This is a genomic window from Latilactobacillus graminis DSM 20719 (assembly GCF_001436415.1).
Classification (GTDB): Bacteria; Bacillota; Bacilli; order Lactobacillales; family Lactobacillaceae; genus Latilactobacillus; species Latilactobacillus graminis.
Genome location: NZ_AYZB01000020.1, coordinates 70028 through 81781, shown reverse-complemented (window position 1 = coordinate 81781; position 11754 = coordinate 70028). Strand labels below are relative to the sequence as shown.

Genomic DNA, 11754 nt, shown 5'->3' with positions numbered 1-11754 from the left:
ATCTCAGGAACTGAAAAATTATCAGTGTCTAAAAAGCTATAAACTTTTAATTCTGGTGCGGTTGACATACTATCTGTCACCTCAACCTTAAAAGTACTCGTCACTCTGTTTCCGGGTTTCACATAGTTCGCATCATACGTGACCTTCACAAGACTCTGGCCAGTTCCTTTATAATTAGCGGTTACCAGCGAGCTGGTTGTCTCATTTTCTAATTGATCAGTACTATATTGAACGCCTTTAGGTAACAAGACATAACTCGTTGTGGTACCAGTGATATCATTTTTGGAAGTTTCAGTATTCTCAACATTCGTTGTCACAGTATTAGGACCAACTTCGACAACTTTTGAACCATCACTACGAGTTGTTAATTGATCAAATTGAACCCCGGTTTTGACAACTCGATTGATTCCTTCGACTGGTTTAACAATATTAGCGCCTTGTGGTCCAGATACTTTTGACCATGCACTATATTTATGATTCCAGTCATATTCACTGCCCTGCCAAGTAGCATAACCAGCTGCAGTACTACCTCTAAAATTAATATACATACTATTTTGGACGTGCCCGACATAACCTTTGTCTGGAGTCATTTGAAATTTCAATCGGTCTGTATTAGACATCCCGGCTGGTGCCCAGTTATCCAAGTAGGAAAGGTCATTATCGTCGGCATAGTTAGCTCCGGTACCCCCGGAAACATCTGCTTCATAATACTTAGGTAATCCGTTTTCATCACCAGTAGCAGTATAAGTCTTACCATCCCAACTACGTTTCATTTCTGTCCCTTTAGCCGGATGGAAATGCAACATAACTTCCTTGACATGTTTGCCAGCAGGAATATTCAAATCTTTAGCCGTTAACCACTTTCCAAGTGGGACATCAGCCATTAGCGTATGCCAGTTATCCCGATGAGCTGCTTCGTACTTAACAGTTTCATTTGTATCCGGATTAGTAACTTTCCCGTCACTATCGGGATCAGTTGTTGGTGTATCGTCGTCATCCTCAGCATAGCGCACATTAAATGAATAATGCGGCTGATTCTTTAAGGGAATATTTGAACCACCTAACTTATTGCTAGGATGGAAGGCAAAATTCCCCGTATAAAACCGTTTAATATTTAGATGTGGATCAACTTTGTAATGAATTGTATAGGCAATAAAGTCGGAATCCCCTGAGGTTGCCCATAATGATCCTGGCTGTACACCAAACCCTAATGTTGCATCATCATTAACCGAGATGTCTGGAAATTGACTCGTATCACCAAGGGCACCATAAGCGTCGACCGGTCCAAAATGAGGTGAAGTGAATCCCCCGGATCCAACATTCGGCGGTAAGGTCGTCGGATCAGATTGTGAAATCGTGATTTGACCATCAACTGCAGCTGGACTGAAAAGCTCACCATCATTAAAAGTAGCTGATACATCGCGTAACGTATTCTTAGCCTGTTTAAAAACGTTCTTTGGATCATCTTTTACTTTAAGGATTAAACTTAAATCTTGATTAAAGAAATCCTGATTCTTTTCTTGTTCACTAATAGAAGGTGCTGTAAAACTCCAAGTAAGGGTCTTACCATCATTCGAAATTGTTGGTTGTGGCGCACTTTTATCGGCCATACTCGTGTAACTTAAAGTTGGATCAATATCGTAGGTCGCTTTAATTGGCGTGCCTGGTTTCAAGAAAACGGAACCTTCAATCTTTTTAGGGGCACCGATGCCGACATTCCACAATATTTCATCACCAATAGCTGGGTTATCATGCGTATCATCACTTGCTGATTTATAAATTGATTTAAATTTATTGATTAATGAAAGGTTTTTAGTCGCTAGTATATTAACTGCTCCATCGGTTATCGTTGTAACTTTCCCCTTATCGCTGTCGGCGGCTAATTGTCCCTTAACTTGTAACTGTTGATTATTTGTAAAGGCCCCATTAACGGTACCTAACCGTAATTTTACTTTAGCAACCGAGCCAGTTGGCAATTGACTAAACTGATAAACCAATGTGTTGGTTGTTTGGTCAAACGTCGGTGCTATTCCGTTAATTTTTAGACTTTCTAACGGTTGTGTGAAAGTCACATATGCACTAAGCGGTAATGTAATTTTCAAAGTAACGTTCGTTAATTTCGTTACCGCACCAGTTGCTTTAAGATTAATGTTGAAGTTAACATCTTGACCAGCATCAACATTTTTATTTTGAGGATCAATTGTAAAATCCCCTTGAAAATTCCCCGTTGGAAAACTTTGGATCTGTTTATCGTCACTACTATCAATGGCCAACGCCGGTGTAATCCCGACGACCAATTGACTCGTTAGTAACAATGCACTAATGATCCCAACAAATCGTTTATTCAATGTAGTTTCCTCCCAAAAAAATAACATTAATAACGCCCTTGATTAATATGCAAACTTATTAACCTACTACATCATATCACTAATTCTAAAAACTGCAATTATTTTTATTTATATATGACAAATTAATAATACTAATTATTAGAATCTCCCCCATACTTTTGCAACTAATCTAAGTTATGAAAATAAGTCACAGTCACTAGCTAATAAATGAAAAATGCGTCTAAGGATTAAAAAATTATCTTATAGGCCTTTTTTAAGAATAAATACGCTTGTTTTCTGTCGTTCACTAAACGATTTAATCATTAAGTAGCAACCGTTCTAATTTTATGAAAACATGCAATTTTTGAATGAAAATATGCCGATCAATGATTGTCAATATTTTGAAGATAATCGTTATTTATGAGATTAATAAAATTTTATGACGCTATTTTTTTTGAAATTTACACCAAAATTTCACAAAGTAATTAATTTGATGGATATCAGAATTCACTCGCTAATGCTCTTCAAAAATAGTTTTCGCTGATACTTCTAAAAATAAAGATTCTTGACAGAAGTTAAATAAAGGACTAACTTATTAAAAGTAAGTAAAAGTATAGGAGATATGTTATGACAAAGATGAGAGCAGGAAGAGCATTAGCAAAAGTTTTAGCAAGTTGGGATATTGATCATATTTATGGAATTACCGCTGATTCAATTAACAACACGGTCGACGGACTATATCAAGAACGTGACGCAATTAAGTATATTCAAGTCCGGCATGAAGAAGTCGGTGCGCTAGCAGCTTCAGCAGACGCTAAGTTAACTGGCAAAATTGGAGTTAGCTTTGGATCAGCTGGTCCTGGGGCCACCCACCTATTCAATGGCCTCTATGATGCAAAAATGGACCATGCACCGGTCCTTGCCATTGTCGGTCAATCAAGCACTGATGTAATGAATACAAACTTTTTCCAAGAAATGAACCAAGACCCCATGTTTATCGATGTTGCGGTTTTCCATAAACAAGTTGTCAGTGCCGAACAAATTCCTTATGTAATTGATGAAGCCATTCGCGCAGCCTATACCCATAAGGGCCCCGCTGTCGTTATCATTCCAGATAATTTATCCGGAACAGAAATTGATTACAAACCTTTTAAAACGGCTAAAATTTATCGCAATCAAGTAGCCATTAAGATTAGTGATGCCGCAATTGATGAATCTGTCGAATTATTAAAAGCTGCTAAACATCCCGTCCTCTGGATTGGTAAAGGGGCCGCTGGGCAAAGAGACTTAGTTATGGAATTATCTGAAAAATATCAACTACCAGTCGTTTCGACAGTCCCCGGAACTGGTATTATGCCAACTAATCACCCGAACTTTATGGGCTCTATGGGTCGCTTAGGAACCAAACCCGCATTCGAAGTTGCTCAAGGTGCCGATTTAATTCTATTCATTGGAGCTAACTTCCCGTTTGCTCGCTTCTGGCCAGAAGGAGTTAAAGTTTTACAAGTTAATAATAAAGCTGAAGATTTAGGCAAACAACATGATGCCGATTTAACGATTCTTGCAAATACTAAAGATTTCTTAGAAGCAATATTAGCGCGTCAAATTGAAATGCCTACCAGTTTATGGTTAAAAGCGGCTCAATTAGATAAAGAAAACTGGAACAATTGGTTGCACGGCTTAGCACAAGATGATCGTCAAGGTTTAAGAGCCGAAAGTGTAATCGAAGCCATTAAAGCCCACTCTAAAGACGATACTGTATTTGGCCTAGACGTTGGGAACAATACTGAATGGGCTGTTCGTCAAATCCCTATGGATAAACAACAAAAACTGACTCTTTCTGGTTGGTTTGCAACGATGGGCTATGGTTTACCAGCCGGGTTAGCGGGTAAATTAAGTTATCCCGATCGCCAAGTTTATAGCATCTCTGGTGATGGTGGTTATTCAATGGTAATGCAAGATTTACTCACCGAAGTTAAGTACCAACTACCTGTAATCAACGTCGTTCTAGAAAACAAATCACTCGGTTTCATTCAACATGAAAAGCTGGTAGCCAATCAGGCGCCTTATGGAATTGATTTAGTAGGCGCTGACTGGGCACACATTGCGCAAGACATGGGCGCAATTGGCTTAACAGCTACTGATCTTCCATCATTAAAAACCGCCTTTGAAACAATCGAATCCCTAGAAGCTAATGGGAATACAAAACCAATTGTCTTGGATGCCAAGATTAGAAATGTTGATCCCGTTGATACTGGGTTTATGCCACTAGATCCGCATCAATTTGACCAAGAAACAATCGAAAACTTCCGCAAGACTTATGAGTTAGGCGACCAGCCTGCATTAAGTAGTTTATTAGACAACTTAAAGTAGCAATCCCGCCCACACGGTCCAACTAACCTAATTCAAAATTAATGTACGCTTAAAAGCGCTAACGGCCTTGATTATAAGCCGCTAGCGCTTTTTTAATTACCATGCTGTTGTGATTTTTTACTCCTATAGCAAGCAATTTATTTAGGTCGTTCAATAATTATTGATTATTGAATTTGATGGTATTAATAAAAAAATACTCAAATTCAATATCCATTGCTTTATAATAAAGAAAATAGCTAGATTATTTTTCTAATCGTATTAATTTAAATAAAGACCTAAGAGGAATCCTTACTATGAACACTATTTTAACTAAGCGCGTTTCACTAATTGAATTATTTTATGATCTTGTATTTGTTTATATGATTTCGCGCGCAATCACCCTTATCCACCATCTCCATCACGGGATTATTAGTCCCATAAATCTCGCAATTTTTGTTTTAGTGATGGTTGTCTTTATTAATTCATGGATGGTTCAAATGGTCTTTACTAATCGCTATGGTGAATCATCGTGGACCAATACCACATTTTCTTTTATTGATATGGCAATTATCCTTTATATGTCGAATGCTTTTGATCATCGTTTGGTAACATTTTTTATTGCGGCTGGACTACTTTCACTAACACTCTGTCTTCAATATATTATTGTGTATTTTCAATCAACAAAAAAGATTGATCGCCAAATTTCAAAATCATTTGCAATCATTCTCGGATTACGGACAATTACTCTTTTAATTGGTGGTATTCTGGGTAATTTCACAGGAACTATCATCGCATTAACTGGGATTATTATTGGTTGGATTCTTCCGGCTTTTACTGGTAAGTACACCCGGCGTCACCCAATCATCTTCGCTCATCTCCTAGAACGACTGACTGCGCTAATTATTTTGATGTTCGGCGAGACAATTGTGGGGATTGCCGATTATTTCACGCAGGACAATTTTACAATCTACTCCCTCCTCATCTTCATCAGTGTTGTTAGTCTATTTTTCACTTATATTGTTGAATTTGACCACATGATTGACGAAAGCCAGAATAAACAAACGGGAAATCTGATTATTTATCTTCATTATTTTATTCTATTTGGGATCAGTTTTTTCACTGTGGCGCTCAAATTTATCAGTGAAGAAACGGCTCAACCATTTTTTGCGATTACTTGTCTTTATGGCGGTGTTGTCTTATTCTACATTGGTCTTTCAATTGCTAATCAGTACAATCAAATAATTGCCAATAAAGGTGTCGTAGTAACCTTTATTCTTACAACTCTACTTGGTTATCTCACATCTTTATGTTGGCAAATTTTTCCAGTATTTGTTATTTCCATTACTTCGGTCACAATTATCAATGTGACTTGCTTAACTAGCTTTATGCTGAAAAAGAGACTTTAATAAAAAGTGAGATAGAAAGCTTTCTATACATGACGTCGGGATTCCGACAGAAAATATGCAGTGGCTTCATTTTTCAGAAGTAAATCGAATAAGTGATGAAGGAAGAAAAGATTTCCTAAAGCGGTGATTATCTGAATGCCATTTTTAAGTTTACCCGGCGCAAATTTTAATTTTTAGCTAGGATAGCAAAACGTCCCATCGCCGCAAAAAAGCTCGCCTAATGATATAGGCGGGCTTTTTCACTTGGTTTTATTTAAGCTGATACGTGTATTTATTTTTCAGATTGTGACCAATTACAAGTGTCATTGTTTTTTGATCTAGATTATAAACTGAACTCCATTGTGTTTCCATTTGATTCTTGGCATTTTTTTCCATGTGAACTTCTTGTAAGAGTGACATCGCTTGTGCTGTAGAAAGCGTATTGTCCTTTTGCTTTAACCGGTTTTTAACCTTTGCATATCGATCCTGTCCATTGCCTTCCATATACTGTGCTCCAGGCGAAAGATAAAAATTAGTCGCAACTTGTGGTTGTTTCTTAGAAGATAAGATTTTTAAATGATTATCAACATATTCAACAACTGCACTATGCCCCTGTTTATCTGCAATTTGGAAGTGATAGGCCGTGTTGGCCGAACTATGCATATCATATTTTTCTAATAACTTAATGGCCTCATTAACACTACTTGCACGGTCTAAAACCATCCTAATCGCAATCGTCGTTGTAATATCCGTTTTATTAGTTTGTTGATTGGTTGGTTTATCTGGAAGTCTTAAGACGGCGATGCTCACTCCCTTTTCGTTCATCCCATCTAGCGGAATGTATGGAGCAACTAACAACATGACTTTTTTAGATAATTTAGCGATATTGCCATCTTTTACACCAATAATCCCAGGGTTAACCATTGAGATACTTTTGTAACCATTCTTAGGGTGGGTTTTAACAACCATGATTGGATCTTTAGTTAAATCAAAATTTCTAGCAAATAAATGGTCACCTGCCTTGGTTTCGACATTAAAGGTTGTACAACCTAAATTGGGCACCTTAATTTTGATAGGGATCCCTTTTAATAGCTTTTTAGTTGCAAATTGAGCGAGCTCGGCATCACTTGAAACACCATTTTCTAGTAATTCATCTAACCCATAATCGCCAGCATAATCCATTTTATAGAATGGATAATTATTAACCTTTTCAATCTGGGTCAAGGTCTTTAATTCGTTTCGAAATGTAAACAGAAAAATACAGACTAAAGCCACAATAATAATCCCGACTACTCTTAATATTTTCTTCACTTGCTTGTCCTCCATCAATTACTCAAAATATTCTAACTTCCTATCGTCTATCATTATACTATAAAAAGCAAAATTTTAATCCATATATTGAGAATAATAAACGACCAAAACAAATTGGCGACTGAGTCATCGTGATACCAAACTTTTGCTTATATTACTGCTTGGAAAATTTATTATTGTCGCTTCTATGTCAACGTAAATGCTAAAAAGGCAGCTACAACCCGCTATTGAAAAACTACAAATTTATACGGATTAAATTTGTAGTTTACCCCATAATAAAAAAACATCTCACTTTTAAGATTAATAATCCTAAATCTTAAAAGTGAGATGTTTTTTTATTATGTTTCATATCATAGCTCAGTGCCAAAATAGTTGCCTTTTTCGTATGAATTAGCCGATTCTTTTTTATAAGTAATATGGATTCCGCCATCTGCTAATTCTTTTATCGTATTGAATTTGAAAGTGTCGTCCATATATTCTCCAAATGTATCAAATATTGATTTTTTTTGTGAATTTCCATTCACATGTGGTGCAACAACCAATGAAATTTCATCCACTAAATGTGCGCGTAAAAACGCTCCATTAATTACAGCGCCCCCACAAACTGCCAACTGTTCAATCTTAAAATATTTTTTTAATTTAATCAAAACATCAAGCAAATCATATTCAGTTTTTCCACTTACAATATATGGAATATTCATTGAACGCAAAAATGCTAAATATTCTTTACTAGCTTGTTGAGTAACTATTTCTACTGCATGCATTTTGTGTCCATTATATTCAAAATAGTTTCTTTCCCAAGCACATTTACCTTTTCGATCAAATGAAATTGCCCACGTATCAGATTGGATATTAGGTATCCAATCTTCATATTCGATATCTTTTCCAGCGAATTGACTTAAGTCTAAATTCCCTTGAGCAGCATACATTTGAATCGTTTCTCGGCCATTGGCATCTGCATTACTAAGCTCAAATAATTCATCAGAATAATAATTGCCTGACACTAAACTACTGTGGGGACCATCAATCTTTCCATCAATGGATGTATACATGTGCACAATCACTTGACTGCGGTCCATTATTTAAAAACTGCTTTCGCCAAATTAAAGGCGGACCAGGCTTTAGGCCAACCGACATAGAATGCTAAATGAGTAATCATTTCACTGATTTCATCTTTGGTAATGCCATTTTCTTGACCAATTTTTAAATGGGCCGGTAATTGTTCAAGATTGCCCCCAGAAATTAATGCTGAAATTGTAATCATACTGCGATCATGAGCTGACAATTGCTCTTCTCTTGACCATACTTGTCCAAATAATACATCATCATTTAATTCAGCAAATTTAGGGGCAAACTCACCTAAATTATCTCTACCGGCTGTTTGTTTTTTTACCATAACTAGGCCTCCAAATTATTATAAATTTCATCAGATACTGGTGCTAACCATTCTGGTGTGCCAGCTGTGATGGCAACGTGTGTAAACCAGCTATCCTTTGTAGCCCCATGCCAATGTTTAACACCATCATGGGTCACAACAACATCCCCAGCTTTTAAAAATTGAGCTGGTTGCCCTTCTTCTTGATACCAACCATTGCCACCTGTAACTAACAGGATTTGATAGCCATCATGATGAATGTGCCAATTATTGCGACAGCCTGGTTCAAAAGTGACGTTGCCAACGCCAACATTAACCGCTGGATCATTGACTAGTCCTTGTAAGTAACTTTGACCGACAAAATATTGTGCATAGGCATCATTTTTTTCTCCAATTGGAAAAATTACGCCATTTTTAATTGCTTCGTTTTTCATAATTTAACTCCTTAAATTTTTATAATAAAACTTCAAATGATTAACTCTTTGAATAATTCATACTATATTACTTAGAGCACACTCTAAGTCAACATTATTATTATAAAAAATAGAACTTATTTATTTTCTAATTCGCGTAACTCATTTTCAGCTTCTTTCATATGATCATCATAATGTTCTAACTTATAATTCAGATGATTGATCGCAAACTGAATATCATCACGTCGCTCTTCCATATCAGCTACTTGCTCACGTAAAATTGCTTTTTGTTTAGCAGTATTATCTTCTGTGTCATCCACTAAATCTACATACTGTTTCAAGGCTTTAATAGACATTCCTGCTGATCGCATGTGCTTTGCAAACGTAATCCGCCGAATAATTCTCTCGTCGATTTCCCGATTACCAGAGTCATTTCGGTCAATAATTGGGATTAGTCCCTCTTTTTCATAATAACGAATCGTATCTGTTGAAACACCCGTTAACTGACTTGCTTCACTTACTTTCATAGCTATCTCCGATTTTAATAAACTGGTCGATTTTGATTTTTTGTATCTGGATCCGCAATTCCGACACTGTCGTGATTCAAAAATTCTGGCTTGGTAATAATTTTAACGACAACATCTGCGATACTCTTTCTAGATCCTGAAACGCCGACGTAGGCTTCATTTTTGTGTGTCATTTCATACTTAACTTCACGATCATTTAACCAGGGTAAACGTAGCGTTGTGTAATCCAATCCCGATTCTTCCAAAATTTCGTCAGAACGCAATGCTGATGATAAACCACTCCCAATTTGTGCTTCATTCCATGCGCCAAATTCACCTGGGACCTCTCCGTAAATCCCTAAAACGTTGGTATAAATTATTCGATTAACATTATTTTCTTTCATTGCAGTAACAATATTTTGAGTTTGATGATTATCACGCGTATGATCGACTACTCCAACAAAAACTATATCTTGATTGCTTACAGCTCGTTTAATATCACTAGCACTATCCAAATCACCTTCGATAAGCGTAACGCGTGGATTATTAGCAAGATTACTTAAACGACTCTTGTCTCTTAAAAAAAGAGTTAATTCAACATCTTCAAATTCTTTTTCAGTTAACAACCGATCCTCAACTAAACGAGAAATTTGTCCATTAGCAGCTATAATTAATACTTTTTTGGTCATCATTATCCTTCTTCCTTTATTAACTCCATTAAATACCCTGGAGTACACTCCAAGTCAAATTTTATTTACTATTTTTTACTGATTTATTCATCAAAAGTAAAATTAAAAATCCCACAATCAAAAAGCCACAAATAAAGGCCATTACGATTTGATAATATTGCGTCATATTTGCAATATTTGCGCTAAATATTACTACTATCGATAGACCAACCGGTCCCCCTATTGATGGACAACATTCGTCATCCCAGATGCAGCACCAGCTTCTTTGGCACTCACATCAGTAATTCCGGCGGCCGTCAAAGGCGCTAATAACCATCCTTGACCCAATCCAGTTAAAATCATTGGCAAGCCCATAGTTAATAAGTAACCTGACTTAGGATCAATAAACAAAGAAATAACCATACCTAATAATAAAATTCCTTGTCCGAGTAACATCACTTTATTATTGCCAAATTTATTAGTTATTCTAGGGAGGTATAGAGCGGCAATAAAATTAATAATCGTCAATGGTAAAAATCCCATCCCTGATTGCAATGGTGTGAAGTGATACATTGTCTGCATAATTTGCGGCAAGATGAACCAATATGTTAGCATCGCCATCATAAATAAAAACCTAACAATATAAGATCCTGTTCGAATTTTATTATTAAATAAGGTCATAGGAATTAATGCATACGCTAATTTCCTTTCGTAATATACAAAATATGCAGCTATTAAAAGTGAAATCAGAATTAAAAGTAAATTATTGCTAGTAATTCCATAAACAAACAGCGCTGCCATAATAACTGATAATACTGCTCCCATATAATCAATTTTTTGTTTAGTCGTACCTGTATTTTTAACTTTCCATAAGGTGAGTATTAATAAGAAGAATGCAAAAGGAACGTTCACTAAAAAGCCTGCTCGCCAAGATATCGTACTGGTTAGCCAACCCCCTAAAAGTAAGCCTACACTTGACCCGATCCCAGCCGTAGCGCCGTAATAAGCAATTGCTCTAGTACGCATCTGTCCGTCATAATAATCCATCAATAAGGCTAGTGACGTTGGCGCAATAATTGCTGAACCAATCCCTTGTACGGCTCGAAAACTGATCATCATCATTGGTGAATCAGCCACACCAATCATCATGCTAGCAAAGCCAAAAATAAATAGACCAATCACAAATATCATTTTGCGACCAATTAAATCACCTAATCGGCCGGCTAATAGTAAGCAACTCCCAAAGGTAATCGTGTAGGCATTCGAGACCCAAGATAATGTGACTGGATTCATTTTTAAATCGCTTGCTATTTTCACTGTACTGGTAAAGATAATTGAATTATCCATTAATATCAAAAAATAGGAAAATAAAATAACAAATAATACAACGCCAAATTTCGTTTCTTTTTTCAAAGTT

General features: G+C 36.4%; 9 protein-coding genes and 1 pseudogene. 2 read left to right on the top strand and 8 right to left on the bottom strand.

Features of this window, described 5'->3' with window-relative positions:
* Positions 1 to 2348, bottom strand: a 2348-nt coding sequence (locus tag FC90_RS04550; protein ID WP_201781108.1) for a hypothetical protein, incomplete at its 3' end; no start/stop codon positions are given.
* 606 nt (positions 2349 to 2954) lie between these two features.
* On the opposite strand from FC90_RS04550, the gene spxB reads away from it, so the two are divergent.
* Both spxB and FC90_RS04540 read left to right on the top strand, forming a co-directional pair.
* Positions 2955 to 4700, top strand: a complete 1746-nt coding sequence (gene spxB, locus FC90_RS04545; protein ID WP_057908113.1) for a pyruvate oxidase — start codon at positions 2955 to 2957, stop codon at positions 4698 to 4700.
* Between the two features lie 293 nt (positions 4701 to 4993).
* Positions 4994 to 6085, top strand: coding sequence for a low temperature requirement protein A (locus tag FC90_RS04540; RefSeq protein WP_057908112.1), 1092 nt, complete (start codon positions 4994 to 4996; stop codon positions 6083 to 6085).
* A 249-nt stretch (positions 6086 to 6334) separates the two neighbouring features.
* Here FC90_RS04540 and FC90_RS04535 read toward each other — a convergent pair whose 3' ends face one another.
* The 7 genes and pseudogenes from FC90_RS04535 to FC90_RS04505 all read right to left on the bottom strand — a co-directional run bounded on the left by FC90_RS04535 (position 6335) and on the right by FC90_RS04505 (position 11750).
* Positions 6335 to 7375, bottom strand: coding sequence for a linear amide C-N hydrolase (locus FC90_RS04535; protein WP_057908111.1), 1041 nt, complete (start codon positions 7373 to 7375; stop codon positions 6335 to 6337).
* Positions 7376 to 7725: 350 nt separating this feature from the next.
* Positions 7726 to 8454 carry a dihydrofolate reductase family protein gene (locus FC90_RS04530; protein ID WP_057908110.1) on the bottom strand — a complete coding sequence of 243 codons (729 nt, stop codon included), beginning with the start codon at positions 8452 to 8454 and terminating at the stop codon, positions 7726 to 7728.
* Complete coding sequence (locus FC90_RS04525; RefSeq protein ID WP_057908109.1) at positions 8454 to 8771, bottom strand: carboxymuconolactone decarboxylase family protein; 318 nt, start codon at positions 8769 to 8771, stop codon at positions 8454 to 8456. Before FC90_RS04525 ends, FC90_RS04530 begins: the two co-directional genes overlap by 1 nt.
* Positions 8772 to 8773: 2 nt before the next feature.
* Positions 8774 to 9187, bottom strand: coding sequence for a cupin domain-containing protein (locus FC90_RS04520; protein ID WP_192937886.1), 414 nt, complete (start codon positions 9185 to 9187; stop codon positions 8774 to 8776).
* A 113-nt stretch (positions 9188 to 9300) separates the two neighbouring features.
* Complete coding sequence (locus FC90_RS04515; RefSeq protein ID WP_057908107.1) at positions 9301 to 9690, bottom strand: MerR family transcriptional regulator; 390 nt, start codon at positions 9688 to 9690, stop codon at positions 9301 to 9303.
* A gap of 14 nt (positions 9691 to 9704) precedes the next feature.
* On the bottom strand, positions 9705 to 10358 hold the full coding sequence (locus tag FC90_RS04510) for an NAD(P)H-binding protein (protein WP_057908116.1): 654 nt from the start codon (positions 10356 to 10358) through the stop codon (positions 9705 to 9707).
* A 61-nt stretch (positions 10359 to 10419) separates the two neighbouring features.
* Positions 10420 to 11750, bottom strand: a pseudogene (locus FC90_RS04505) (MFS transporter).
* Positions 11751 to 11754 lie beyond the last annotated feature (4 nt).